The 24,903-nt window shown below is 49.3% G+C and carries 35 protein-coding genes and 5 pseudogenes; 14 read left to right on the top strand and 26 right to left on the bottom strand.

From position 1 onward, the window contains the following. From fliL to fliF, 7 genes are all read right to left on the bottom strand, one after another. Window positions 1–465, bottom strand: coding sequence for a flagellar basal body-associated protein FliL (gene fliL / locus D9741_RS17620; RefSeq protein WP_130216471.1), 465 nt, complete (start codon window positions 463–465; stop codon window positions 1–3). A 104-nt stretch (window positions 466–569) separates the two neighbouring features. Further along, a complete protein-coding gene (locus D9741_RS17615; protein ID WP_130216473.1) occupies window positions 570–1,697 on the bottom strand; it encodes a flagellar hook-length control protein FliK in 1,128 nt (375 codons plus the stop codon). Continuing rightward, window positions 1,694–2,137 (bottom strand): flagellar export protein FliJ, encoded by a 444-nt coding sequence (gene fliJ, locus D9741_RS17610; protein ID WP_130208591.1) that lies wholly within the window; start codon window positions 2,135–2,137, stop codon window positions 1,694–1,696. The genes D9741_RS17615 and fliJ overlap by 4 nt, the downstream gene beginning before the upstream one ends. Before the next feature lie 21 nt (window positions 2,138–2,158). Next, on the bottom strand, window positions 2,159–3,529 hold the full coding sequence (fliI, locus tag D9741_RS17605) for a flagellar protein export ATPase FliI (RefSeq protein ID WP_130216475.1): 1,371 nt from the start codon (window positions 3,527–3,529) through the stop codon (window positions 2,159–2,161). Next, window positions 3,529–4,215, bottom strand: a complete 687-nt coding sequence (gene fliH / locus D9741_RS17600) for a flagellar assembly protein FliH (protein WP_130216477.1) — start codon at window positions 4,213–4,215, stop codon at window positions 3,529–3,531. The genes fliI and fliH overlap by 1 nt, the downstream gene beginning before the upstream one ends. After that, window positions 4,208–5,203: a flagellar motor switch protein FliG gene (gene fliG, locus D9741_RS17595; RefSeq protein WP_032184453.1), complete on the bottom strand. Its 996-nt coding sequence runs from the start codon at window positions 5,201–5,203 to the stop codon at window positions 4,208–4,210. The genes fliH and fliG overlap by 8 nt, the downstream gene beginning before the upstream one ends. Next, window positions 5,196–6,854, bottom strand: coding sequence for a flagellar basal-body MS-ring/collar protein FliF (gene fliF, locus D9741_RS17590; RefSeq protein ID WP_130216479.1), 1,659 nt, complete (start codon window positions 6,852–6,854; stop codon window positions 5,196–5,198). Before fliF ends, fliG begins: the two co-directional genes overlap by 8 nt. 214 nt (window positions 6,855–7,068) lie before the next feature. On the opposite strand from fliF, the gene fliE reads away from it, so the two are divergent. Then, window positions 7,069–7,383: a flagellar hook-basal body complex protein FliE gene (fliE, locus tag D9741_RS17585; protein ID WP_130216481.1), complete on the top strand. Its 315-nt coding sequence runs from the start codon at window positions 7,069–7,071 to the stop codon at window positions 7,381–7,383. 17 nt (window positions 7,384–7,400) lie between these two features. Here the strand turns inward: fliE and D9741_RS17580 are convergent, their stop codons facing one another. The 4 genes from D9741_RS17580 to D9741_RS23635 form a co-directional block, all read right to left on the bottom strand. Next, the gene (locus tag D9741_RS17580; RefSeq protein WP_001140296.1) at window positions 7,401–8,705 is read right to left on the bottom strand and encodes a site-specific integrase; all 1,305 of its coding nucleotides are present in this window, start codon (window positions 8,703–8,705) and stop codon (window positions 7,401–7,403) included. Window positions 8,706–8,750: 45 nt separating this feature from the next. Then, window positions 8,751–8,996: an excisionase family protein gene (locus tag D9741_RS17575; RefSeq protein ID WP_000005726.1), complete on the bottom strand. Its 246-nt coding sequence runs from the start codon at window positions 8,994–8,996 to the stop codon at window positions 8,751–8,753. A 74-nt stretch (window positions 8,997–9,070) separates the two neighbouring features. Beyond that, window positions 9,071–9,415 carry a hypothetical protein gene (locus D9741_RS17570; protein ID WP_032255648.1) on the bottom strand — a complete coding sequence of 115 codons (345 nt, stop codon included), beginning with the start codon at window positions 9,413–9,415 and terminating at the stop codon, window positions 9,071–9,073. 64 nt (window positions 9,416–9,479) lie between these two features. Next, window positions 9,480–9,809 carry a hypothetical protein gene (locus D9741_RS23635; RefSeq protein WP_130216483.1) on the bottom strand — a complete coding sequence of 110 codons (330 nt, stop codon included), beginning with the start codon at window positions 9,807–9,809 and terminating at the stop codon, window positions 9,480–9,482. A 214-nt stretch (window positions 9,810–10,023) separates the two neighbouring features. On the opposite strand from D9741_RS23635, the gene D9741_RS17560 reads away from it, so the two are divergent. Then, a complete protein-coding gene (locus D9741_RS17560; RefSeq protein WP_130216485.1) occupies window positions 10,024–10,725 on the top strand; it encodes a hypothetical protein in 702 nt (233 codons plus the stop codon). 139 nt (window positions 10,726–10,864) lie between these two features. On the opposite strand, the pseudogene D9741_RS17555 reads toward D9741_RS17560, so the two are convergent. The 14 genes and pseudogenes from D9741_RS17555 to D9741_RS17480 all read right to left on the bottom strand — a co-directional run. Next, window positions 10,865–10,975 (bottom strand): annotated as a pseudogene (locus D9741_RS17555) (IS6 family transposase); the annotation flags it as partial. After that, complete coding sequence (locus D9741_RS17550; protein ID WP_130216540.1) at window positions 10,951–11,151, bottom strand: DNA polymerase III subunit theta; 201 nt, start codon at window positions 11,149–11,151, stop codon at window positions 10,951–10,953. The gene D9741_RS17550 and the pseudogene D9741_RS17555, both read right to left, overlap by 25 nt. 337 nt (window positions 11,152–11,488) lie before the next feature. Continuing rightward, window positions 11,489–11,617: pseudogene (locus D9741_RS23630) on the bottom strand (hypothetical protein); the annotation flags it as partial. Continuing rightward, on the bottom strand, window positions 11,614–11,823 hold the full coding sequence (locus tag D9741_RS17540) for a hypothetical protein (protein WP_130216487.1): 210 nt from the start codon (window positions 11,821–11,823) through the stop codon (window positions 11,614–11,616). The pseudogene D9741_RS23630 and the gene D9741_RS17540, both read right to left, overlap by 4 nt. Window positions 11,824–12,530: 707 nt before the next feature. Continuing rightward, window positions 12,531–12,746: pseudogene (locus tag D9741_RS23625) on the bottom strand (ead/Ea22-like family protein); the annotation flags it as partial. Next, window positions 12,743–12,964, bottom strand: a complete 222-nt coding sequence (locus D9741_RS17525) for a TraR/DksA family transcriptional regulator (protein WP_000763363.1) — start codon at window positions 12,962–12,964, stop codon at window positions 12,743–12,745. The gene D9741_RS17525 and the pseudogene D9741_RS23625, both read right to left, overlap by 4 nt. A 153-nt stretch (window positions 12,965–13,117) precedes the next feature. Then, the gene (locus D9741_RS17520; protein WP_021557045.1) at window positions 13,118–14,182 is read right to left on the bottom strand and encodes a DGQHR domain-containing protein; all 1,065 of its coding nucleotides are present in this window, start codon (window positions 14,180–14,182) and stop codon (window positions 13,118–13,120) included. Beyond that, a complete protein-coding gene (locus tag D9741_RS17515) occupies window positions 14,179–14,337 on the bottom strand; it encodes a DUF1317 family protein (protein WP_000149543.1) in 159 nt (52 codons plus the stop codon). The genes D9741_RS17520 and D9741_RS17515 overlap by 4 nt, the downstream gene beginning before the upstream one ends. Continuing rightward, entirely contained in the window at window positions 14,334–15,014 is a 681-nt protein-coding gene (locus tag D9741_RS17510) for a lambda exonuclease family protein (protein ID WP_000186835.1), read from the bottom strand. The genes D9741_RS17515 and D9741_RS17510 overlap by 4 nt, the downstream gene beginning before the upstream one ends. After that, on the bottom strand, window positions 15,011–15,796 hold the full coding sequence (gene bet, locus D9741_RS17505; RefSeq protein ID WP_000100847.1) for a phage recombination protein Bet: 786 nt from the start codon (window positions 15,794–15,796) through the stop codon (window positions 15,011–15,013). Before bet ends, D9741_RS17510 begins: the two co-directional genes overlap by 4 nt. 5 nt (window positions 15,797–15,801) lie before the next feature. Beyond that, window positions 15,802–16,098: a host-nuclease inhibitor Gam family protein gene (locus tag D9741_RS17500; protein WP_061348553.1), complete on the bottom strand. Its 297-nt coding sequence runs from the start codon at window positions 16,096–16,098 to the stop codon at window positions 15,802–15,804. Between the two features lie 75 nt (window positions 16,099–16,173). Beyond that, window positions 16,174–16,380, bottom strand: a complete 207-nt coding sequence (locus D9741_RS17490) for a phage encoded cell division inhibitor protein (protein ID WP_000233576.1) — start codon at window positions 16,378–16,380, stop codon at window positions 16,174–16,176. Window positions 16,381–16,860: 480 nt separating this feature from the next. Then, window positions 16,861–17,241, bottom strand: coding sequence for an outer membrane protein assembly factor BamE (locus D9741_RS17485; protein ID WP_024225642.1), 381 nt, complete (start codon window positions 17,239–17,241; stop codon window positions 16,861–16,863). Window positions 17,242–17,470: 229 nt separating this feature from the next. After that, complete coding sequence (locus tag D9741_RS17480; protein ID WP_044709189.1) at window positions 17,471–18,160, bottom strand: helix-turn-helix transcriptional regulator; 690 nt, start codon at window positions 18,158–18,160, stop codon at window positions 17,471–17,473. A 104-nt stretch (window positions 18,161–18,264) separates the two neighbouring features. Between D9741_RS17480 and D9741_RS17475 the strand changes: the two genes are divergently transcribed. The 6 genes and pseudogenes from D9741_RS17475 to D9741_RS17445 all read left to right on the top strand — a co-directional run bounded on the left by D9741_RS17475 (window position 18,265) and on the right by D9741_RS17445 (window position 22,007). Further along, window positions 18,265–18,495, top strand: coding sequence for a helix-turn-helix domain-containing protein (locus D9741_RS17475; RefSeq protein WP_001067459.1), 231 nt, complete (start codon window positions 18,265–18,267; stop codon window positions 18,493–18,495). A gap of 81 nt (window positions 18,496–18,576) precedes the next feature. Then, window positions 18,577–19,116 (top strand): toxin YdaT domain-containing protein, encoded by a 540-nt coding sequence (locus tag D9741_RS17470; protein ID WP_130216491.1) that lies wholly within the window; start codon window positions 18,577–18,579, stop codon window positions 19,114–19,116. Then, a pseudogene (locus tag D9741_RS23620) lies at window positions 19,113–20,132 on the top strand (replication protein). Before D9741_RS17470 ends, D9741_RS23620 begins: the two are co-directional and overlap by 4 nt. Next, window positions 20,129–20,830 (top strand): replication protein P, encoded by a 702-nt coding sequence (locus D9741_RS17455; RefSeq protein WP_130216497.1) that lies wholly within the window; start codon window positions 20,129–20,131, stop codon window positions 20,828–20,830. The pseudogene D9741_RS23620 and the gene D9741_RS17455 overlap by 4 nt, the downstream one beginning before the upstream one ends. Further along, a complete protein-coding gene (locus D9741_RS17450) occupies window positions 20,827–21,126 on the top strand; it encodes a protein ren (RefSeq protein ID WP_130216499.1) in 300 nt (99 codons plus the stop codon). The genes D9741_RS17455 and D9741_RS17450 overlap by 4 nt, the downstream gene beginning before the upstream one ends. A gap of 275 nt (window positions 21,127–21,401) precedes the next feature. After that, the gene (locus D9741_RS17445; RefSeq protein WP_130210690.1) at window positions 21,402–22,007 is read left to right on the top strand and encodes a P22AR C-terminal domain-containing protein; all 606 of its coding nucleotides are present in this window, start codon (window positions 21,402–21,404) and stop codon (window positions 22,005–22,007) included. A gap of 279 nt (window positions 22,008–22,286) precedes the next feature. On the opposite strand, the gene D9741_RS17440 is transcribed toward D9741_RS17445, so the two are convergent. Further along, window positions 22,287–22,964, bottom strand: coding sequence for a hypothetical protein (locus D9741_RS17440; protein WP_130210688.1), 678 nt, complete (start codon window positions 22,962–22,964; stop codon window positions 22,287–22,289). Window positions 22,965–23,377: 413 nt separating this feature from the next. On the opposite strand from D9741_RS17440, the gene D9741_RS17435 reads away from it, so the two are divergent. From D9741_RS17435 to D9741_RS17410, 6 genes and pseudogenes are all read left to right on the top strand, one after another. Continuing rightward, window positions 23,378–23,479 carry a hypothetical protein gene (locus D9741_RS17435; RefSeq protein ID WP_073978393.1) on the top strand — a complete coding sequence of 34 codons (102 nt, stop codon included), beginning with the start codon at window positions 23,378–23,380 and terminating at the stop codon, window positions 23,477–23,479. Continuing rightward, a complete protein-coding gene (locus D9741_RS17430; RefSeq protein WP_130216501.1) occupies window positions 23,476–23,931 on the top strand; it encodes a YbcN family protein in 456 nt (151 codons plus the stop codon). The genes D9741_RS17435 and D9741_RS17430 overlap by 4 nt, the downstream gene beginning before the upstream one ends. Continuing rightward, the gene (locus tag D9741_RS17425) at window positions 23,931–24,101 is read left to right on the top strand and encodes a NinE family protein (RefSeq protein ID WP_000224907.1); all 171 of its coding nucleotides are present in this window, start codon (window positions 23,931–23,933) and stop codon (window positions 24,099–24,101) included. The genes D9741_RS17430 and D9741_RS17425 overlap by 1 nt, the downstream gene beginning before the upstream one ends. Beyond that, a complete protein-coding gene (locus tag D9741_RS17420; RefSeq protein WP_130216503.1) occupies window positions 24,094–24,384 on the top strand; it encodes a DUF1364 domain-containing protein in 291 nt (96 codons plus the stop codon). The genes D9741_RS17425 and D9741_RS17420 overlap by 8 nt, the downstream gene beginning before the upstream one ends. Then, window positions 24,381–24,743 carry a crossover junction endodeoxyribonuclease RusA gene (rusA, locus tag D9741_RS17415; protein ID WP_130210682.1) on the top strand — a complete coding sequence of 121 codons (363 nt, stop codon included), beginning with the start codon at window positions 24,381–24,383 and terminating at the stop codon, window positions 24,741–24,743. Before D9741_RS17420 ends, rusA begins: the two co-directional genes overlap by 4 nt. After that, window positions 24,740–24,891, top strand: a pseudogene (locus D9741_RS17410) (YlcG family protein). Before rusA ends, D9741_RS17410 begins: the two are co-directional and overlap by 4 nt. Window positions 24,892–24,903: the final 12 nt, after the last annotated feature.

Here is a 24,903-nt window from a genome sequence, read left to right as displayed (position 1 = left end):
TTATCGCAGAATAAAAGCGGTATACAGCACGTCGGTGACATCCTGTTTCGGTTGCCCGGCAACAAGCGGGGGGGAGAGTGTGGCTTTAATTGCGGCAATCAGTTTTTGCTTGCCTTCTTCCGTTGCCAGCACGGCGGCATCCTGGCGCGAAAACAGTAACAGCAAGCGACTGCGGACTTCCGGCAAATACTCGCTCAGCCGCGAACGGGTGGCTTCATCTTTCAGCCGCAGCGTTATGCCGATATAAAGCACGCGATCTGCATCGCCAAGATTGACCGTAAAAGTGTCCAGCGCATAGAAGACAGGTGAGAGCACGACGTGTTGCTGCGCTTTGTCGCCAGCGGTCACTTGTTGCGAATGCCAGTAGCTGTAACCCGCGCTGGCACAAGCCGCGAGAGTGATGAATACCAGGATCGGGAGCCAAAGCGATCGCCTGCTTTTCTTGCTTATCGCGTAATCAGTCATGTGTTGCGGTCTTCCTGTGTCGCTACTGCTTATCGGCTAATTATCCTGCGTCTTAAGTGTGGCAAAGCGGGGAAAAGACGCGGATTAAGGTGCTACCTCTGACGTTAGGCGAAAATATCGACGCCACTATTGCCCGATGAAACTCTCTGAAGAGTTGTGGGAACTGGCAATGCATCGTCATCCTCGGTTGTCAGGCGTTCATGGCCTGATGTGCGTGGACGTTGTTGTTGCTCGGAAGCTGCCTGCTGCTGACCGCTAAAACTCTCTCCGCTGATATTGCTCTGCCCCAACTGAATTCCGCTTTCTGCCAGTTGTGTGCGCAGTACCGGCAAAGCCGCTTCCAGAGCGGCGCGCACGTGCTGATGCGGTGAAACCATCTGAATTTGCGCCTGGTTGTCATCCACCTTAAGGGAGATTTGCACTTCGCCTAAATCTTGCGGATGCAAACGCAGTTCGGCACTTTGTTGCCCCTGGCGGGTAAACAGCGAAATATGCTGGCTTAAGGATTGTTGCCATTCGTGGGAACCCAGCGGTGCGCTCAAAACAGGCGCTGCGACGGTGGGCAGTGGCTGCGTCTGGTGCGGAGTAATTAGCGGACTGGTGACAGTAGTAACAGGTGAAGGCGTGCTGATGATCTCCGCTTTACTCTGGGCTTCAGCGACCAGCGGTGTTAATGGCTGATCTGGCGCACCAGGGGCGTCGTCAGGTTGAGCTGTTGCGAGTTGCGCGGTAGTCAGTTTTGTTGAGAGTGCTTGCTTCTGCGTCGGTAACGCTGTGACAGGCGCATCAGTCACTTTGGGGGGATTGTCAAAACCGGGCAGCATAGCAAAAAGGGCGCTCAGGCTGGCGACAGCATCTTCATTAAGGTCATCCGTTTTATCGTCGGCGACCGTTTCCTTTTCTGGCATGGCTGCCAGCGTATTAACCAGAGCCGTCGTCAGCGGCGTTGTATCGGGTAGTGCTGCGGTTATTTCAGCCAGCGTTTCGTCAGTAGCGATGTGTAAATCAGACGGCAATACCCCGGCCAGAATTTCGTTGGCGCGTTCTTTACCTTGCGCGTGTGGGGTATCCACTGCAACCTGAAGCAATGGCGAAGCTTTGCCTGGTGCTGCATCTCCTGCTAATGCCCCGCTCAACAACGCAAGAAAATCCTGTGCCGTGTCAGTGGCGCTAGCACCGGGCAATGTGGATGTGTCAACGTCAGCGGTAATCAAGGGCGCTAAACGAATCATTCAGTTTTCCTCATGGCGGCGCGCTGGGCGAACTCGTCCATCTTTTTCTGATCGAGGCGGTTTTCTGCTAACAGGGCCGCCGTGGATTGCCGTTCCTGGAGGGTCTGCCAGGCCTGCAAGCGTTGTTTCTTTTCTCGCCAGCTGTTCAGAGCAATGTCAACTTTCTGCGTCCACTGATTAAGCTGCTGGCGGTGCTGGGTAATGGCCTTTTCCAGCGTCTGAATGAACTGCTGGTAGTTGATCCAGCGATTACTGGTCATTCCTGCACTCATGTCGTTGTTCAGGTTGCTGCGATATTCGTTTTGATAATCGATCAGCATTTTGAGTTGTTCTTCCGCCTGCTGACATCCGCGACGCATTTCACCCAGCAGGCGGGCCGCATTATCCACCTCTTTTTCTGCCAGATCTTTCAGGGTCGCCAGGGCGCCATGTTCTGCCATCTGTTGCTATCTCCTGCGTAATCACACCGTCGGAAAAATACGTTCCAGCCCCAGGAGAGAGTCTTCCCAGTCCGCGCGTTCAAAAATGCCTTGTTGCAAATAGCCCTCCAGCTGCGGCCACAAGGCGATAGCTTTATCGAGCATTGGATCGCTGCCTTTGGCGTACGCGCCGACGCTAACCAGATCGCGGTTACGCTGAAAACTCGACAACAGCTGTTTGAAGGTGCGTACCCGCGCGTAATGCTGCTCACTGATCAACGCCGTCATTGCACGGCTGATTGAGGCTTCAATATCAATCGCCGGATAGTGCCCGGCTTCTGCCAGACGGCGAGACAGCACGATGTGACCGTCGAGGATCGCCCGCGCGGAGTCGGCAATCGGATCCTGCTGGTCATCGCCTTCGGTGAGCACGGTATAAAACGCGGTAATCGAGCCGCCGCCACTGATTCCGTTTCCGGCACGTTCGACCAGCGCCGGTAATTTGGCGAATACCGACGGCGGATAACCTTTGGTGGCGGGTGGTTCGCCAATCGCCAGCGCAATCTCACGCTGGGCCATCGCGTAGCGGGTGAGGGAGTCCATAATCAGCAACACATGCTGACCACGATCGCGAAAATCTTCGGCAATGCGCGTGGCATAGGCGGCACCCTGCATTCGCAGGAGCGGAGAAACATCCGCCGGAGCGGCAATCACCACGGAGCGCGCACGCCCTTCGGCACCGAGAATATTTTCAATAAAATCTTTTACTTCGCGCCCACGTTCACCAATCAAACCAACGACGATCACATCGGCACGGGTGTAGCGCGCCATCATTCCCAGCAGCACACTTTTACCAACGCCAGATCCGGCAAACAGCCCCATACGCTGCCCGCGCCCAACGGTAAGCAGGGCATTAATTGGGCGCACGCCCGTATCCAGCACATGCTCAATCGGTGTACGTTGCAACGGGTTAAACGGCGGGGTAATCAGGGCGCCAGTTTCAGTCGTATCGGGGGAGGGCAGACCATCGAGCGGTTTACCGCTGCCGTCCAGAACGCGACCTAATAACGCCGGACCAAGTGGAAGCTGCTTGCCGCTTTGCAGCCCATCGCCGGAGATATTTTTGGCGTAAACGCGTGCGCCGGGCAGCACGCCTTCCACTTCCTCCAGCGGCATTAAAAACAGCCGTTGACCGTTAAAGCCAACCACTTCGCTTTCCACTTCGTGCGTTTCAGTGCCGTTCTGACGTTCAATGACACAGGTTGCGCCGAGCGGCAGTTGCAATCCGGTGGCTTCCAGCACCAGCCCGGTGGCGCGGGTTAATCGCCCGTAGCGACGCACCGCAGGCAACTGAGCCATTTTGGCTTCAAAATTATCCAGCGTGGTTAGCCAGCGAGTCAGGCGCGTGGTCATTACACCACTCCTGGTGCTGCCAGACGGCAGAGTTCTTGCCAGCGGGTGGCGACGCTGGCGTCGAGATCGCCTTCATCAGCGGAGACTTTACAACCGCCAGGATGCAGAGTCGGGTCGCCGCGCAAGCGCCAGCCATGCAAACTTAAGGTTGCGCCGAGCATCTCATCAACACGTTGCAGATCATCCGGATGCACGCGTAGCTGCGGTTTGCCACTGAATAACGGTTCTTGCTGCAACAACTGTTGGATCTGTTTGATCAGTGCCGAGTTGTCCACCGTTGGCGTCTGGCCGATCACCTGACGCGCTGCCTCCAGCGCCATCTGCATCAGGCGTGAAGCAATCACGCTATCCAGCGCGTCAAGGGTGGTCTGAAACTCGCTGACCAGTTGCTGCATCCGGGCATGAATCGGCGCTTGCTGGGATTTTGCTTGTGCCAGTCCTTGTTCCAGCCCCTGAGCCAGACCTTCCTGATAGCCTTGTTCATGGCCTTGCTGGCGACCTTCGGCAATCCCCGCCTGATAACCTTGCTCGTGGGCCTGCATTTGCAGTTGTGCCAGTTGCTGCTCAAGGCTGGGTTCGGCCTCTTCAGTGACGGTTTCTTCTGGCTCCATCAGTGGCACAAACTCCGCCTGGGGTGGCGCGAGATCGTCCGGTGTCCAGGTTTTCCACGGCAGATTATCAGACATAGGTATCCTCGCCGCTGCCAATCACCATCTCGCCGGTTTCGGCAAGGCGGCGCACAATCAGCAGAATCGCTTTCTGTTCGTTTTCCACCTGCGACAGACGCACCGGACCACGGTTGGCAAGATCGTCGCGCAGAATATCGGCGGCACGCTGCGACATATTGCGCAGGAATTTCTCGCGCAGTGGCTGCTCGGCCCCTTTCAGCGCGATCAGCAGCGATTCGGAATCCACTTCCTGCAACAGACGCTGGATGCTGCGATCGTCGACATCCACCAGATTTTCGAACAGGAACATCTCGTCGATGATTTTCTGCGCCAGTTCGCCGTCAAATTCACGCACAGCGGTAATAACCGCTTCTTCCTGCTGAGTTTTCATCAGGTTGATAATTTCCGCTGCTGTTCTCACGCCGCCCATTTTGCTGCGTTTGAGATTCTGGCCATCGAGCAGGCCATTCAGCACCTCTGTCAGTTCAGCCAGCGCGGCAGGTTGTACGCCGCCAAAGGTAGCGATACGTAGCATCACGTCGTGGCGCAGGCGTTCATCGAACAACGCCAGAATATCGGCGGCTTGAGCGCGTTTCAGATGCACCAGAATGGTGGCTATAATCTGCGGATGTTCATCGCGAATCAGATCGGCGGCGCTCTGCGGCTCCATAAAGTTGAGCGTTTCAATACCGCTGGCAGTGTCGCGGGTTTCGAGAATATCTTCCAGCAGGCTGGCGGCACGCTCTTCGCCCAGCGCTTTGACCAGCACTGAACGCAGATAATCATTGGCGTTAATATTCAGTGCGGCAAACTGTTCGGCTTCTTGTTCAAACTCTGCCAGTACTTCAGTTAACTGTTTGTTGGAGATCTGCGAGACGTTCGCCATTGCCGCGCTCAGGGTTTGCACTTCTCGTTGGGACAGGTGCTTGAATACCTCTGCCGCCCGGTCTTCGCCAATGGTCATCAGCAGAATGACGCTTTTATCGGTGCCTGTCAGGTTACTCATGATCGTTATTTATCCACTGGCGAATGACCAGCGCCACTACGCGCGGATCGTTATCAGACATGTCGCGGATGCGCTGGCTCATTACCTCAGCCCCCAGACGTTGGTTAGCGCGGCGTTGTTGCAGTTGTTCGTCTTTGCTCAGGCGTACTTCCACTGCATCTTCCGTCTCCTGGCGAGTTTGTGTCTGTTGCTGAACGGCTTTCACCGCCTCGGCGCGGCGGGTTAATTGCGGACGCACCGCTTTACGCCACAGCAGCCACGCCACCAGTATCACCATCAACCAGCGTCCGGCAGCCAGTAACTGATCGATAAACGCTTGTTGTTGCCAGAACGGCAACTCACCACCACTTTCATCACTACTGGTAAACGGCGAGTTGACGACATTGAGCGAATCACCGCGTTTTTCCGAAAAGCCCATTGCCTCGCGGGTCAGATCATCAATTTGTTTCATCTGTTCGGCGCTCAGTGGCAACGGTTTGCCATCCGGCAGCGTTTTGTAATTCACCACTACCGCGACAGACAGACGTTGCACGTCGCCGACGTTCATTTTGGTATGATGAATGGTGCGATCGACTTCGTAGTTGCTGGTTTCATTACGCTGTGTGCTGCGCGGCCCACTATTGCTGGTGGTGCTCGTCTGTTGTTGGCGATTGTTTTGATTTGCCGGAGGCGTACTGATCGGCGCGTTATTTGCAGGCGCGGGCTGATTAGACAATGCCCCCGGCACGCCGCCCGGATAACCGGAACCGCTCTGCTCGCTTTCATTCAGTTGACGGGAACGAAGTGCTGCCTGTGACTCATTGCCATTAGGGCGATACTGCTCTTCTGTTTGCTCTTTACTGGCGAAATCCAGCTGCGCTGTGACTTGCGCATGAATATTGCCGTTGCCGACAATAGGCGACAGAATTGCTTCAATACGACGCTGAATGCGGCCTTCGACATCGCTGGTATATTTCAACTGAACGTCATTGAGATCGCGCCCGCTGGTGTTGGACTGGGTTAACAGATGCCCACCTTGATCCACCAGTGTAACGTTACCCGGTGGCAGCCCAGCTACTGCACTGGAAACCAGATGCACAACGGCGCTAATTTGCCCTTCATCCAGCGCTCGTCCTGGCAATAAATTCACCGTTACCGATGCGGAAGGGGATTTTTGTTCACGGACAAATAAAGACGGTTTTGGCATCGCCAGATGCACGCGAGCCCCTTTTACCGGGCCGATAGTTTCGATGGTACGAGAAAGTTCGCCTTCCAGCGCTCGCTGATAATTCACCTGTTCGCTGAACTGGCTGATACCAAACTTTTCCTGATCGAGCAGTTCAAAGCCGACCGCTCCGCCTTTAGGTAAGCCTTGCTGCGCCAGACGCAGACGCAATTCATGGACCTTATCCGCCGGAACTTCAATTGCACCACTGGCTTCACTAAAGCGGTAGGGGATGTTCATCTGCGTCAGTTGGCTGACGATCGCGCCACCATCCTGATCGGAAAGGTTGCTGAATAACGTGCGGTAATCAGGGGCTTTTGCCCATAGAACTAACGCGACTATCACTGCCACTGCAGCGGAACCAGCAACAATCAAAGGGATTCTCTGATTCGCGCGTAGGCGATTAAGCCACTCAAGAGATTTTGTCTGGGCTGCAGTCGTATTCATCGCGCACCTCGCGGCAGATGAAAGACGGCGTTATTGGCAAAGTGGAACAAGACGCACTCCCGGGTCAGCAAACTCGAAAAATTGACGGCCTCATTATTTGTGGTTTTATTTTTTTCTATGCGCCAATTAACCCGGTTTTTTATCGTTATTTAACGCCTTTATCTTATTGACTTACTGTTAATCTCTGCTACCAGAAATGGTCCAGGAGATGAATATGTCAGCCATACAGGGGATTGAAGGGGTTATCAGCCAGTTACAGGCTACGGCGATGAGTGCCCGTGCGCAGGAATCACTACCACAACCTGGCATCAGTTTTGCCGGACAACTTCATGCCGCGCTCAATCGTATAAGTGATACGCAAACCGCCGCCCGCACCCAGGCAGAAAAATTCACCCTCGGTGAACCCGGCGTGGCGCTAAACGATGTGATGACCGATATGCAAAAAGCGTCGGTTTCGATGCAAATGGGGATTCAGGTGCGTAATAAGCTGGTGGCGGCGTACCAGGAAATGATGTCCATGCAGGTGTAGGTTTTGTAACCTGTTGACTATGCTTGTTTAATTACATCCGATCCCACAGCGTGGGGCATGGATGGGGCAAACTCACTCAATTTCTGGTTTAAAATGGATACCTGATCCTGATTGTTTTCTGCCATCCACGATCCGTAAACGCGATAAACCATCTGAGCATCCGAGTGTCCCATTTGCTTCGCGATGAAGTTAGGGTTAGCTCCAGCGGTCAAAGACCAACATGCATAAGTGTGCCTGGACTGATATGCTTTGCGGTAGCGAATCCCGGCGCGTCGCATTGCAGTTTCCCATGACTGATTAATCGACCCAACTGCATAATGGTACCCGGCAAGGCCATTACGCGTAACGATTTGCGGATTGAAAACAAAAGTGCACGGATGCATTTCAGTTCGACCATACTCACGAAGTTTCACTTCAACCTGATACTGCTTACCAAGCCGTGTCATTTCAGCCTGATTCTTAAGCACGTCTATTGCTGGTTGAATTAGGTTGATAACACGGTTTGTTCCCGCTTCGGTTTTAGGAAGAGTGAACTCTTTCGTTAATGTGTGGTTTCTTCTGATCGTCATTGTCCCAGCCTTCAGGTCTATATCTTCCCATGCCAGAGAAACCAACTCTCCGTGGCGAACTCCCGTATAAACAGCCAGTGACCACATATTTTTTAATTGCTGATGCTTAAATGCGTTAATCAACCTGACAAATTCATCACGGGTTAACGGATCAGGTTCCGTTCGTGATCTCTTCAGTTGCGAAATGGCTGCAAACGGATTTTCTTTGATGTATCCGCTGTCGGCTGCGAACTGAAACATCCCCGCCATGGTGTTCATGTAGTTATTAACTGTTGGCACGGAACGTCCCTTAATGGGTGTTTTTTGCCCACGTTTCAGAACATGATATCCGGTCAGCAAATCCTTTCGTATGAACAGCAGTTCTTCCTGGGTCACAGCAGATGCAAGTCTGTTGCCTCCGATTCGGGGAACCATATTTCTTACAATGGAGCTGTAACGCCCCATCGCATTGGTACTGATTTCCAGCTTTTTCAGATCCAGCCATTTCTCAGCCAGGTCTGCGACGGTAATTTCCTTACTTTCCGCACCAAATTTTCTCAGGTTGGGAGAGTCCGGAAACTGAGCGGCATAGTCGAAATTACCCGTCTTAATGGAAAAACAAACAGACGCTCGTAGCTCGCCAGCTATTTTCCTGTTTTTTGGTGTATCCGGCACACCGAGACTTTCCCGTACTCGTGTGCCTTTATACATAAACCATATGCGGAGTGATCCGCCATGGTTCTCAACGCCTGTTGGGTATGCTGTCTTAGCCATTGTTCCCTCCTGACGCCCAAGAGCGTATTAAGCATAAACGGTTCTTCATCGACGCGCACCAGGCTGTTTTTTTGACATACTTTCAACCCACTGGTCGATAGCCTTGCGGTTATACATGCATTCGCTGTTTTCTTTTGGAATACCGTCCGGTGCAACATGGAGATATTCACGACCGACAAGCCAGGATTGTTTACGTGCTCTCTCAATGGTTCCTGGGCGTAAACCTGTAATTTCGATCAGTTTTTGCTCTGTCACCCAGTCATTGGGCACAATTAAGTTAACTTCGCTCATTGTTTTCTCCGGTGCTGGAATGAAAGGGGGGGGTTAACAGGCCTCATTGGGTTTGAGGCTGTGTGATTCCATGGTTAGTCCTTGCGTAGTTCGCTAATTCTTCTGTAAGTCTCTGGTGCTTTGTTTCCGTGTATCTTCATTTCAGACTTCAACAGAGCAACGAGGGAATCCCATTCGTTGAGGATGCCTTTGAATGCCGGAACGCGCTTTGCAACCTTGTCGAATGAATCTCTGATTTCTGGAATCTGCTCGACAAGCGCAACGCATCGCCGGAAATCGGCTGCGTCATGTGGAGCGCCGAAGTGATGACCATAGATATTCTTTTTCAGTCCACATGCGATTGAGGCAAGAGTTGCGCTACTGATGCCAACATCGCCAGTCGATTGCCATTTCAAAATCTTCATAGCCAAATCTGACATTTCTTGTCTCCAATAAAAAACCGCCATCAGGCGGCTTGGTGTTCTTTCAGTTCTTAAATTCGAATCAGCCTTTGGTCACCCAGCATTGTGAGTCACCATTACACGGGCATGAATTAACAGGAACTCTCTCGCCGCACTTACCGCAACGTTTTCTGCTGATCGATTTTATACGCCAGCGCACAAGTGCATCATCCTGGCGGCTCAGTAACGCGATGTACTCACCAAACTCGTAAGGCGCACGCCTGAAGCGGCGCGGATGCTTCCGATATCTCTTTATGCGATATTCCTCCTCTATAGCACATACAAGCAGCGAACCATCAACTGGAGTGAGTGAGGAATCGACCACAAGCAACGCCCCTTGCAATATGCCTTCGCGGTAATGGCTGTCACCCACGGAACAATTTTATCTGCTGACTTTCCACCGTTAACGCGACACAACCTTAATATGCCACAAAGGTTTTTGTTAACGAGCTGCATCTTTTTCTTTTCTGGGTGATGATTGTTTTATAATAAACAAATAACAACATTTATTCTTGTAAAAGTAATAATATCTCTCTGGTGATCGAATTTATTGATCGCATTTCAATTAAACAAATAAGGAGTTTTTTATGCCAAAAATTACCGGTGTTCTAGTGAGCCACCATGTTTTCGATATAAAAAAAGACATGGCTAATGGTTCATTCCCGAAAACATTATTTCCAGGGGCGACATTTCAGATGGTGGTTGACAATGATGTTGTCAATAATAATACGTTGGACTGGAGTGTTGTCACCAATGCGGGAGACAATTCGCTGACTGTAAATCAGGACGGCGTGGTGTCATTTTCAAATGATATTGATGAAAGTTGCATTGGTAAAACATTTGTTATTTTTGCGAAGGATAAAGCCACAGGGAAAAATGTGTCATCTTATTTAATTAAACCTTATCGCTTCTTTAAACCTCGTACCGCAACGTCGGACAGATTTTACAATGCATTGTTTTGGATTGAGGATAAAAAAGGGACTGTCCCGGCACGACGCGATATCAATAATGTCCCATTCGATGAACTGACGGGAGAAATGTTTCATGATGTAAAACGTGAAGTGAATTCCGGGCTTTTTCAGGAATGGGGATTTTTACTGTTTAGTGGGTGGACTAATCCTGTACGTGGTGATATTGGTAGTCTCGAATCAGAAATTTTCACTTTAGAAAATGACAGTATATTTATATCGACAGTCAACTCCCTCCCATACTCCAGAGATCTCCATGATGATATGGACTCCCAGTCTGCACAGGCTGTAGCGTTTTACGGGGAATCTGTTGTTTCCTGATGTTTTAATGAGTTTTTAATAGTCTCCGTCTTTTTAATTTAAAGAGACGGAGATTACCGGCTCTGCAACGTGAAGCCCAGGAACAAAGGTTGTGTCGCGTTAACGGTGGAAAGTCAGCAAAAGTTGTATTGCTGTTTTTTCATACAGCTAGCAGATAAAATTGTTCCGCGGGTGACAATCCATCACTCTGAGGATGCTGATATTGCCCCTTGCACATCATGTGGATTAATTCAACGCCGGCCAGTATCGTAGCCGTTCCATGAAATAGGTGTGCAGGTTCTCCGGTTGCTCACGGGCTACCTGTTCTGCAATTACCGGTATATTCATCCGCTCTTTGTAGGCAACGCCGCTGGCAGCCTGGTCAACGTTGAAGTGGTCAACAAAAACTGGCCACCGAGTTAGAGTTTTTCCAGTTGTCGCGTATATCAGATGCAAGCGACTGTTCGGATTTTGAGTTACATTTCTGTGCAAACATCTCCACCCCCTGCGCCCGTACTTCAGCCAGGCATTTGCGGAACTCGGAAACGTACTGCTCAACGCTCATTCCCCAGCTAAGTGGGCATTCGTTGAATGTTTCGCCTTCGTGTTCTTCATCAGGTAGCTCTTTGGTAAAGAACTCACGCTCAATGGCGTGGAGTGTGTCAGCAAAACGGCGTAAATTACTCAAACCTACCGCAATGGAGAATTCAGGAGCATCACATCCGACGCCCATCTGCTGATATACGGTGGTTTTGAAGGCCTTAAGCCCAGCATTTTCAGCCGCCAGAGCCTCGCATTTAGCTTCAAGTTCACCGAATTTACGGACAAGATATTCAGCGTTTGTTTCGTTAACCTTTAAATCACGTGGTATGCATTTACCTTTCAGAAAACCATCCATCTCAATTAGTGTCATTTGTTAATCCTCAAAACTTTATGCCCGGGCGCAAAAGCACGCGTTTTGTCTTTGCTTATTCGCCACCCGTCTGTACGGGCCTCTTTTGCACAGCCAGCCCATGACGTACCGATATACTCACCGAAGTCTGGCGACTTATATTTACCATCTGTACACTGGCGACAATCACAATAGAGATGCATGGTGTAACTTGCGGCAATAGCCATATCAGTCTCCTTTAGTGCGCAAGTGGTTTTTCCAGCGGTTTTGCGCCGTGCTGGGCTTTTTGCAACAACTGTGACCCATCACCCCCAAAAACCCCGTCAACCTCAACCGTCTGTTACTAATCCTCACCCACCGCCAGACATCAAAGCCGTTTCTGCGAGCTAACAGAATTTTTGCCTTACGGTTTTTCATCGTTTTGCTCTCCTGCGTTTCTTTGCTGCACGTCGTGCAGCTGCAATACCTGTACGACGCTTCGGGGCCGTGATGCCGTTGCCATCAGTAAAACCATGCGGCTTTATGAGTGACTGTGACAGCCAAAAACGGATCGGATGTGGTAATAAGCCAACAAATGCCACCTGCATTACGCACTCTCCTTGTGCAATTGCTTATTAACGTAATCCACAATTTCAGATGACAGTTCAAACGGCGATTTCATCGCATCAATATCCACGTTTCTGTCAATATGTCGGATTAAATCGTTCAGGGTTTCAGCACGGATTCCAGATTCAGAAATGCTGTTTTTGCGGCGATCCTGAAGTTCAATCAGGAACTGCCGTAAGAGCGTCCACCACTCGCTGTCTACAACCGGCGAACGCATACCCAGCATTTTGTCAGCATCGGCAATCAGCTTGGTCAGGTTCTTATCGCTTATTCTGGTTTGCTGGTTCGCTTTTGTTTCCAGTTCCGCAATGCGTTTTTTTGCTGCTCCCAGCTCAACTCGCAGTTTCCCAACCGTTAGCGCAATATCCTCGTTCTCCTGGTCGCGGCGTTTGATGTATTGCTGGTTTCTTTCCCGTTCATCCAGCAGTGCCAGCACAATCGATGGTGTTACCAGCTCATGGAAAAGGTCCGCATCAAATCCCCAGTCGTCATGCATTGCCTGCTCTGCCGCTTCACGCAGTGCCTGAGAGTTAATTTCGCTCACTTCGAACCTCTCTGTTTACTGATAAGCTCCAGATCCTCCTGGCAACTTGCACAAGTCCGACAACCCTGAACGGCCAGGCGTCTTCGTTCATCTATGGGGTCGCCACACTCACAACAATGAGTGGCAGATATAGCCTGGTGGTTCAGACGACGCATTTTTATTGCTGTATTGCGCTGTAATTCTTCGATTTCTGATGCTGAATCAATGATGTCTGCCATCTTCCATTAATCCCTGAATTGTTGGTTAATACGCTTGAGGGTGAATGCGAATAATAAAAAAGGAGCCTGTAGCTCCCTGATGATTTTGCTTTTCATGTTCATCGCTCCTTAAAGACGCCGTACAGCATGCTGATATGAGACAATGTTGATTCATTAAGTTGATTCCAGACTTCCTTTGGTAAAAGCTTGTATCAGTCTGTTTGCTGCTGCTTTCTGCGCTGCCACATTGGCAATAACAGATAGTTTTTCCTGGCTGGCTTTCGTGCAGATCCCCGCCCAGTTATCCATCAGAAAAAAATCCTCTCTTTCTGCAGAGCTGGTAGTTGCACATAGTTTTTCGATCATAGAAGTTATTTCTGCGATGGAATGATTAACCATCATCTGTTGAACCGCAAAACCGAAAGCGTTAATCATTACTCCATGGAACTGAATATAATCGCGCTTGTACGTAGCGTGGTGTACACCATGTCGGATTGAGTCAATCTGAGTTAGTGTAATCCATGCCTCCCAGACAGATTCTATATATCCCATTTCAAGTTGTTGATTGCCGTTCCTGGCGAACTTTGACGTTGCATCAGTGAGTGCCTTAAAACTCACCCACATATTACTTTTTAATGGCACTACGTTGTGTTCAAAATCGGTTATATCGGCAAATACAGTATGTTGGGTCAGGAAGGATATCATTCCCTGAGCAATATCATCCCGGCCGTTATACGCCATATTGATGGTCGCTGATGGCTTAGAAACGTTGTTATTTATGTCCGAAAAGAACTGCTGCCGGGTTTTTAGCGGCAGATTCATTGTAAGCATCATGGGAACCATGAGCGTTGATGGGGAACTTCGGCAAAATATCTCAATGCCAGCTGCACGATGTTGACCATCAAAAAGTTTTATTTCGGCGTCGAGGGGAATTCTGGCTATACCAACATTTGTGTTGCCAAACGGTACAAATTCTATATTCGAATCACAGTTACCTACGAGAGGGGGAATGATAAAAGGCTCATTTCTTGAGTCTGCGTTAGTGAGATAATTTAAAAATTTTCGTACTCGATTTGGATTAATTTCTCGCTGAGAGCGTTCCAGTGTATGGCCGTAATTATCTGAAGCGAGGAAACGAGCCAGCGATCTTCCTGGTATGGTAAGGAAGAGTGTAACAGTACCACCCTGTACACCTTGCGATGCCGGAAATTCGAATGAATGATTACCAACCTGACTCATATATCCTCCTGTTTATTATTTATCTTCTCAGCCAGCCGCTGTGCTTTCAGTGGATTTCTGATAACAGAAAGGCCGGGAAATACCCAGCCTCGCTTTGTAACGGAGTAGACGAAAGTGATCGCGCCTACCCGGATATTATCGTGAGGATGCGTCATCGCCATTGCTCCCCAAATACAAAACCAATTTCAGCCAGTGCCTCGTCCATTTTTTCGATGAACTCCGGCACCATCTCGTCAAAACTCGCCATGTACTTTTCATTCCGCTCAATCACGACATAATGCAGGCCTTCACGCTTCATGCGCGGGTCATAGTTGGCAAAGTACCAGGCATCTTTTCGCGTCACCCACATGCTGTACTGCACCTGGGCCATGTAAGCCGATTTTATTGCCTCGAAACCACCGAGCCGGAATTTCATGAAATCCCGGGAGGTAAACGGGCATTTCAGTTCAAGGCCGTTGCCGTCACTGCATAAACCATCGGGAGAGCAGGCGGTGCGCATACTTTCGTCGCGATAGATGATCGGGGATTCAGTAACATTCACGCCGGAAGTGAATTCAAACAGGGTTCTGGCGTCGTTCTCGTACTGTTTTCCCCAGGCCAGCGCCTTAGCATTAACTTCCGGAGCCACACCGGTGCAAACCTCAGCCAGCAGGGTGTGGAAGTAGGACATTTTCATGTCAGGCCACTTCTTTCCTGAGCGGGGCTTTGCTATCACGTTGTGAACTTCTGAAGCGGTGATGACGCCGAGCCGTAATTTGTGCCATGCATCATCCCCCTGTTCGACAGCTCTCACGTCGATCCCGGTACGCTGCAGGATAATGTCCGGTGTCATGCTGCCACCTTCTGCTCAGTGGCTTTCTGTTTCAGGAATCCAAGAGCTTTCACTGCTTCGGCCTGTGTCAGTTCTGACGATGCGCGAATGTCGCGGCGAAATATCTGGGAACAGAGCGGCAATAAGTCGTCATCCCATGTTTTATCCAGGGCGATCAGCAGAGTGTTAATCTCCTGCATGGTTTCATCGTTAACCGGAGTGATGTCGCGTTCCGGCTGACGTTCCGCAGTGTATGCAGTATTTTCGACAATGCGCTCGGCTTCATCCTTGTCATAGATACCAGCAAATCCGAAGGCCAGACGGGCACACTGAATCATGGCTTTATGCCGTAACATTCGTTTGGGATGCGACTGCCACGGTCCGGTGATTTCTCTGCCTTCGCGGGTTTTGAATGGTTCGCGGCGGCATTCATCCATCCATTCGGTAACGCAGATCGGATGATTACGGTCCTTGCGGTAAATCCGGCATGTACAGGATTCATTGTCCTGCTCAAAGTCCATGCCATCAAACTGCTGGTTTTCATTGATGATGCGGGACCAGCCATCAACGCCCACCACCGGAACGATGCCGTTCTGCTTATCAGGGAAGGCGTAAATTTCTTTCGTCCACGGATTAAGGCCGTACTGGTTGGCGACGATCAGCAATGCGATGAACTGCGCATCGCTGGCATCACCTTTAAATGCCGTCTGGCGAAGAGTGGTGATCAGTTCCTGCGGGTCGACAGAATCCATGCCGACACGTTCAGCCAGCTTCCCAGCCAGCGTTGCGAGTGCTGTACTCATCCGTTTTATACCTCTGAATCAATATCAACCTGGTGGTGAGCAATGGTTTCAACCATGTACCGGATGTGTTCAGCCATGCGCTCCTGAAACTCAACATCGTCATCAAATGCACGAGTAATGGCTTTTTTGCTGGCCCCGCAGCGTTGTAAATGATCGATGCAGAGCGATTCAAACAAATGTTGGGGCAGACCCTTTTCCAGGTCGTCTGCCAGTTCTGCCTCTTTCTCTTCACGGGCGATCTGCTGGTAGTGACGCACCCAGCTCTGAGCCTCAAGACGATCCTGAATGTAATAAGCGTTCATGGCTGAACTCCTGAAAATGGCTGTGAAACTATTGCCCTGGAAAGGCTAGGCTGATTAGGAAAACAGGAAAGGGGATTAGTGATTCAGGCCGTTGCCGCGTCCGTCGAGAAAAACTTCCACGAGCAAGTCACGGGTATAAGTGCGCTCGATGCCGCGATGCAGATACAGCCGTCCGCGTAAATTAGCTGATGCAGTCCAGGTACCATCTTTGTGTTTGACCAGCATTCCTGGCATGACCGCACCGCGATTAACGGTCTGCGTTCCGTAATGTTGATGAACCATAAAAACTCCTGCCCGTAAGCTGGGCTGCTGAACATATAAAGACTTCTGCGCGTATTCAGGCGGTGGATGGCCGCCGGTTGTCATAACTAAGCCGCCTCGTTGAAGCGACTAAGGTATGAAATGTTGAGTTGATTTCAGCTGGTCACACCGACGTTCACGCGTCCGTTTCACCCCTCGCACTCCCCGGAGCCTGCTGAAATTCAAACTGCGGATCTAAGCGGTCATCGCAACGGTGAAACAGGTGGTTGCCGTATCGTTGTGTTGTTGCGATGAATTTATTTAAAACTATAGTTGTTTTATCGTCAACAACAAAAGTTGTTTTGTCGGTTATTTTAAATATAACTGGTTGTATTTAGGATGGATTTATTTTGTGACTTGCATCGCATAGCGATAACTGAAGTGAGGTGTGGTGGTTTTTTGGACGGTATGAGTTATGAGGGGGAGGAAAAGAAAACCCGGCGCGGTTGCCGGGTATGATTATCAGTCAGCCCAACCTGATTTCGAGTTTATTTGGGTTTCTGACATTGTGTATTTCTTAATCGTGTCATCGTTAAAAAGAATAGTAAGTTCTTTTTTCGTACCGTTCGTTCCATTATGGAATAATCCATAGAATGGAATAAAAGTGGTGCCATTAACTTTTACTTTTGCAAAGGCGTACTTCCAGATCTCGTTTCCACTGTCAGTATATGAAACAGCATCAGGAGAACCAAAGTAAGATTTAACCTCATTCTTGGTTGTTTTACCTTCCTGAAGTTTAGACTGGACACTAATTTCAGTTTCATTTTTGAGTTGCTGGTTGCCTGAAGAAGCACACCCAGCCAATAGAGATGCCATCATGGCAGCGATTAGGATTTTTCTCATTTTATGTTTCCATTCATTATAATCAGAAACATCTTAACATAATGATTCGAAATAAAAAACGCTACGAGATAGGGGGACGTTTTGCTGACAGTAGCAACAAATCTCAGCTAACAACGAGAATATTTACTGAAATATGCAAACAGATTTGGCGTTCTTATAGAGAATTTAGTGCAATATCTAATCCGAGTGGTATAAACCTTAACCTTCGCTCCCTTAAGTCGTAGATAAATTAACCATGCTTCCTGTACGTCTGCGGCATGCTTCCAATGACCTTACCGAATATGAACACCCGGTTCATCTCGTCTTTCTCGATCGGGTCCCACGGCGAGTAGCTCTTGTTATCAGAGATAACCAGCAGCTTATCCTTCATCATTTGAAGACGTTTTACATGGGCAGTGTCGTCGTACAGAAACGCATAGATGCCATCACCGTCGAAAGATTTAACAGTGATATCAACGAACAGCAGGTCACCTGGTTCGATCGTCCCTGACATGCTGTCACCGCGCACGTTAATGATGCGGATATTTTCCGCCTTCCTGCCATCGAACATGTGACGAGCATCGTCAAACGAGTACTCAACCGAGCGTAGAACTTCCACAAACTCACGGTTGATGACACCCGGTCCGGCACTGACTTCTATATCAAGAACGTCAATCTTGAAGTATTTTGAATGGCTGACAGTTGATTGTATTGGTTGCACGGTACTGTCTGACATATTTCCAACGCCAGAAGATAACCATTCTGCGCGCACACCCAAAGCGTTTGCGATCTCCACGATTTTAGTTGTTTGGTTAGCTTTCCCTGTTTCGATTTTCTGAATGGCAGCCTGGCTAACCCCGACCATATCCCCAAGCGCCTTTTGTGTAAGGCCTCGCGCTAATCTGGCTTCTTTAAGTCTTTCTGAGAGTGTTGTTTTCATAGACCAAATGTACAACCAAGGTTTTATTTCATCAAACGAAAATGGTTGTTGACTAAAAACAACCATAGTTTTAATCTTGATTCAAGTTAACCACGGAGGTTGTTATGAACCCAGCAATCAAAACCGCGATCAATATCGTCGGTTCACAAAAGAAACTGGGCGATGCCTGCGAAGTTTCACAGCAGGCCGTCTATAAGTGGCTTCACAACAAAGCAAAGGTATCCCCTGAACATGTCGGCAGCATTGTTACGGCTACTGGTGGAGTTGTGAAGGCATACCAGATTCGCCCGGACCTTCCGAAGTTGTTTCCACACACCGAAAAGAACGCAGCTTAAATTTCCATTTCACGCTCTTTAACAATAAGCAATCAACTTAACAGACTGATTAACAGTCAATTCAAACTAAAGGAATCAATTATGCAACCAATTACATACCAACAGACTAGCGGAATTACCCCGGCTGCGCTGATAAATCGTTCTCAAACAAAACAGGCGCCAGGCCACGAAAAAATCCGTGATGCCGTTCGCGCCTGGTCGGCTGCAGATAATCAGGATGTTGTTGCCGCACTCATTGTGAATGAGTATCGGGAGCAGGGCGGCGGCACTATCGATTTTCCTGATGATGTCAGCCGTGCACGCCAGAAGCTGTTCCGCTTCCTCGATAACAAATTCGATTCTGAAAAATACCGAAATAACGTGCGTGAACTGACCCCGGCAATTCTGGCGGTACTACCGCTGGAATATCGCGGCCACCTGGTTGAGCAGGATAGCTTCATGGCTCGGCTGGCTGAAATGGAAAAGGAACTCAGTGAGGCAAAACAGGCTGTCATTCTCAACGCACCACGCCACCAGAAACTGAAGGAGATGAGTGAAGGCATTGTGTCGATGTTTCGTGTGGACCCGGATTTGGCTGGTCCACTGATGGCGATGGTCACCACCATGCTGGGGGCAATATGACAGGTTCAGAAATGGCGAAAGCCGGTCTGCGCGAACAGAACCGACTTTCAGGTGCAAATCGTAACACACTCATTGCGGGAGGAATTATGGCAAACACTGCTGAGATATTCAATTTTCCAGTGCCGGATGTGGCACAAAAGGAGCCGCGCGTGGCAGATCTCGATGATGGTTATACGCGCATTGCAAATGAGTTGCTGGAAGCTGTGATGCTGGCCGGATTAACACAGCACCAGCTTCTGGTCTTCCTGGCTGTCATGCGCAAAACATATGGCTTTAATAAAAAACTGGATTGGGTGAGCAACGAGCAACTTTCCGAATTGACCGGGATATTGCCGCACAAGTGTTCTGCTGCAAAAAGCGTTCTGGTAAAGCGTGGGATTCTTATTCAGAGCGGGCGGAATATCGGCATTAATAATGTGGTCAGTGAATGGTCAACATTACCCGAATCAGGTAAGAAAAATAAAGTTTACCTGAAAGAGGTAAATTTACCTGAATCAGGTAAGTAAAGTTTACCCAAATCAGGTAAAGACGTTTACCCGAATCAGGTAAACACAAAAGACAAACTAACAAAAGACAATATAAAACCTTTTTCGTCCGAGAATTCTGGCGAATCCTCTGACCAGCCAGAAAACGACCTTCCTGTGGTGAAACCGGATGCTGCGATTCAGAGCGGCAGCAAGTGGGGGACAGCAGAAGACCTGACCGCCGCAGAGTGGATGTTTGACATGGTGAAGACCATCGCGCCATCAGCCAGAAAACCGAATTTTGCAGGGTGGGCTAACGATATCCGCCTGATGCGTGAACGTGACGGACGTAACCACCGCGACATGTGCGTGCTGTTCCGCTGGGCATGCCAGGACAACTTCTGGTCCGGTAACGTGCTAAGTCCGGCCAAACTCCGCGAAAAGTGGACCCAACTCGAAATCAACCGTAACAAGCAACAGGCCGGCGTGACAGCCGGAAAATCAAAACTCGACCTGACGAACACTGACTGGATTTATGGGGTGGATTTATGAAAAACATCGCCGCACAGATGGTTAACTTTGACCGTGAGCAGATGCGCCGGATCGCCAACAACATGCCGGAACAGTACGACGAAAAGCCGCAGGTACAGCAGGTAGCGCAGATCATCAACGGTGTGTTCAGCCAGTTACTGGCAACTTTCCCGGCGAGCCTGGCTAACCGTGACCAGAACGAACTGAACGAAATCCGCCGCCAGTGGGTTCTGGCTTTCCGGGAAAATGGGATCACCACGATGGAACAGGTTAACGCTGGAATGCGCGTAGCCCGTCGGCAGAATCGACCATTCCTGCCATCACCCGGGCAGTTTGTCGCCTGGTGCCGGGAAGAAGCATCCGTTAACGCCGGGCTGCCAAACGTCAGCGAGCTGGTTGATATGGTTTATGAGTATTGCCGGAAGCGTGGCCTGTATCCAGATGCAGAGTCTTATCCGTGGAAATCAAACGCGCACTACTGGCTGGTTACCAACCTGTACCAGAACATGCGGGCCAATGCGCTTACTGATGCGGAATTACGGCGCAAGGCTGCCGATGAACTGGCCTGTATGACCGCGCGAATTAACCGTGGAGAGGCGATACCTGAACCAGTAAAACAACTTCCTGTCATGGGTGGCAGGCCGCTTAATCGTGTTCAGGCGCTGGCGAAGATCGCCGAAATCAAAGCGAAGTTTGGGCTGAAAGGGGCGAGTGTATGACGGGCAAAGAGGCAATTATTCATTACCTGGGGACGCATAAGAGCTTCTGTGCGCAGGACGTTGCTGAGGTAACAGGCGCAACAGTAACCAGCATAAATCAGGCTGCGGCTAAAATGGCGCGGGCAGGAATCTTGGTCATTGATGGTAAGGTCTGGCGAACGGTGTATTACAGGTTCGCTACCAGGGAAGAACGGGAAGGAAAGGTGAGCACGAATCTGATTTTCAAGGAGTGTCGCCAGAGTGCCGCGATGAAGCGGGTTTTATTTGTTTATGCGGCGGGGGGAGGAAATCAGTGAGGTTGACGATAACTAATATCTGGCGCTATATTCTGTGCGTTGCCGCAAAATCGGCACACGGGATTGGCGTCCCGGATAAGGTAATCGCGACTACTACACGCCGCGAGCGTGTTTTTTATTGTCGTAAGCATACGCACATCTGAATTATGGTGGGGCGTGTAGGGCCGACTTCGGTCGGGCCGGTTGATTACCCCGGTTACGCCAACCCTACATGTCTCACCACCAAACTGATTGGCGTCAGCGGTGGTGGTTAACTTGATTTATAGGTAATCATCATGAGCACACAACTAGTCTTTCATCAAACAAAATTCCATCCTGTTAAACACAACAACAGTATCTGGCTTACTGCCGTTGAGATTGCTCAAGCTCTCGGATATAAAAAATCTGATGCCGTAACTCAGATCTACGATCGAAATTCCGATGAATTTAGGGCAGATATGACTGAGACCCTCAATTTGAGTGTCTCAGGGAACTACCAGAAAACAATACGCATTTTCTCCCTCCGTGGTGCCCATTTGATCGCTATGTTCGCCCGCACTCCTGTAGCCAAAGAATTCCGCCGCTGGGTTCTGGATATTCTCGATCGAGAAGTTCAACAATCCCCAATCACAAAACAATTCACTGATAACGAACTTTGCACACTCGCCTGGTTATGGCGAGCAGGGGATGTGATGTTAACCGCCTGCCAGAATGTTACTCCACTTCTTCAGGTTGCGGAGCATCGCGAAGCCGGTCGCTTTACTTCTATTGAGCAAGAATATCCCCAGATACTACATAAGGCGCGCGAAATCCTTGCCAGAGAAACGGCACATGTAAGATTCCAGCCGTGGCAGGATGATAAGTGGAGCCGAGTATTGCCGCATTTGCGTTCTGAGCAGTAGCAATAAAGTTTCCGGTGAGAAATGTCACCAGCATTTTGTTATGAAACGGGTATTGGCGGTATATGGGGGCGGGGCTTTAGTTATTAGGTGTCGAGAATTAATTGTTTGTAGCAATATAAAAAGGAGCGCTTAAGTCCGTTTATTTTTTTAAGCTTCATATACATAGTGGATAAAAATGAGAACCACCCGCTGAACGGGTGGTTTTGCGCAAGTTAAATTTTATAATTTCAGTGAATCTTTACGCTGTAATAATGCAAATGATAGTTGAAAAAAACACAATCAGTCGATGGATTCTCCGTAGGATGCAACTGCCTGAGCGACGCAAAAACGATCAATACACTCTATTTCTCCATAATCACGCAGGCAATAATAAGTATTATTGTCTTTATCAAAAGCGTAAATGCTACAAATACCCTCAAGCTCACAACTTGCGTCCCATCCACTATTAGATAACGTGCCCCATTCCTGGTAAAGCCCTGCGTTAACTTCTCGATTGATAATATGCGGTCCACTATAGTTATCATAATCGTAACTATAGATGTCACGTGCCTCAGGAAAATTCCCGTTCATGTTTTCAATCCACGGTAAAATATCTTTAACTGAGTTATAAAGTTCAATGCTGTATTTGAAAAAACGCTTCACAATAAAAACATAGATGCCGGCAGATTTGTTTGTTGATTTATCAGTGGCGAAAATGACAAAAATCTTCCCAACGCACTTTTCATCTACGCCCGGAAAAGTTACTGTGCCATCCTGGCTAACCGCCAGAACATTATTGTCTGCATTAGTGCTACAGGTCCATTTTACCTTGTCATTATTAATAGGGTCATTATCAATGACCATCTTGAAGGTTGCTCCTGGGAACAAACTGTTAGGGAAACAGTAACCACTCTCCATATCATTTTTAATATCATAGATATGGCTATCAACTAACACGCCTGTAATTTTGCTCATCATTGAACTCTCTTTGTTTGTTAAATAAAAAGTTTTATTCCTGAACAACGGAACACGCTGATATTAATGCAACCAATGAATTGTTGTTGTTATTTGGAGGTTATATAGTGGTATGAATGTTATTATGCGATGTCTCTGAGTGATGGGGTAAGGATTATATGATTCGCTTTTGAGATTTACCTATGTCAGGCGTTGCTGTTCATGTTCGTCCCCGTTGTCAGTCTTCTTAGTCTGAGCTAATGTGATCATCAATGGGTTATCAGTTTTCTCTGAAGTTATATAATTAATTGAGCGCCATAGCACCATGGGGCATTGTTGAATTTCATCTTCAATTGATTTTCCATAATCAACTCGCCATAATCATGTCATCGGAGCCTGAACACCTCCGGTGACTTCTGCGCTAAACGGGGACGTTTATGCGCACACACAATCCAAACTCTCTTCTCCCTTCACAGATGCAGAAATGCACCTGCGATTTTTTGCATCCAACGTTTGACCTCTGCGGAGGTGAAGCGTGAACCTCCCACAAGACGGCATCAAATTGCATCGCGGTAACTTCACCGCTATCGGTCAGCAGATCCAGCCTTATCTGGAGGATGGAAAATGCTTTCGCATGGTGCTTAAACCGTGGCGGGAGAGACGCAGTCTTTCCCAGAATGCACTCAGCCACATGTGGTACAGCGAAATCAGTGAATACCTCATCAGCAGGGGGAAATCGTTCGCTACCGCAGCATGGGTAAAAGATGCTCTCAAACACACATACCTCGGTTATGAAACCAAGGACCTGGTTGATGTCGTAACCGGCGAAATCACTACTATCCAGTCGTTACGCCATACCTCCGATCTTGATACCGGAGAGATGTATGTCTTCCTGAGTAAGGTTGAAGCCTGGGCGATGAGTATTGGCTGCCACCTGACTATTCCGCAGAGCTGCGAGTATCAGCTGCTGCGTGATAAGCAGGAGGCGTAATGGCTACACCGCTTATTCGTGTCATGAACGGACACATCTACAAAGTACCAAATCGTCGTAAGCGTAAACCTGAGCTGAAGCCATCCGAAATACCAACACTGCTCGGATATACCGCCAGCCTGGTTGATAAAAAATGGTTGCGACTGGCAGCAAGGAGGAATCATGGCTGATTTGAGAAAAGCAGCGCGTGGTCGGGAATGCCAGGTAAGAATCCCTGGCGTATGTAATGGCAATTCTGAAACGTCTGTACTGGCACATATCCGGCTGGCTGGATTGTGCGGTACCGGTATCAAACCGCCAGACCTGATTGCCACCATTGCATGTTCTGCCTGTCACGACGAAATCGACCGCCGCACACATTTTGTCGATGCTGAGTATGCAAAAGAATGCGCGCTGGAAGGTATGGCGAGAACGCAGGTTATCTGGCTGAAAGAGGGGGTAATCAAGGAGTGAATACTTACTACATCACACTACCCTGGCCGCCGAGCAATAACCGCTACTACCGCCATAATCGCGGGCGCACGCACATCAGCGCAGAGGGGCAGGTATACCGCGATAACGTCGCCCGAATCATCAAAGGCTCCATGCTGGATATCGGTCTGGCTATGCCAGTGAAAATCCGTATTGAGTGCCACATGCCGGATCGCCGTCGCCGTGACCTGGATAATCTGCAAAAAGCAGCTTTTGACGCACTCACCAAAGCAGGTTTCTGGCTGGATGATGCTCAGGTCGTTGATTATCGCGTTGTGAAAATGCCCGTTACCAAGGGTGGAAAGCTGGAACTGATCATCACCGAACTGGGGGATGAATGATGTGTGAGTCATATATGGCAGAACTCCTTCGCTACCGCTGGGTGCGCCTGCGCTTATATCGTTTCCCGGTTCTGTTTTGACCGATTACCGGATACTGAAGAATTACGCCAAAACACTGGCAGAGACAATTGTATGTAGCCAGAGATAACGATCGGTTGAT

The organism is Escherichia sp. E14V7 (assembly GCF_004212225.1).
Classification (GTDB): Bacteria; Pseudomonadota; Gammaproteobacteria; order Enterobacterales; family Enterobacteriaceae; genus Escherichia.
The sequence above is the reverse complement of the archived record's forward strand: the minus strand, read 5'-3'. Positions and strand labels throughout refer to the sequence as shown.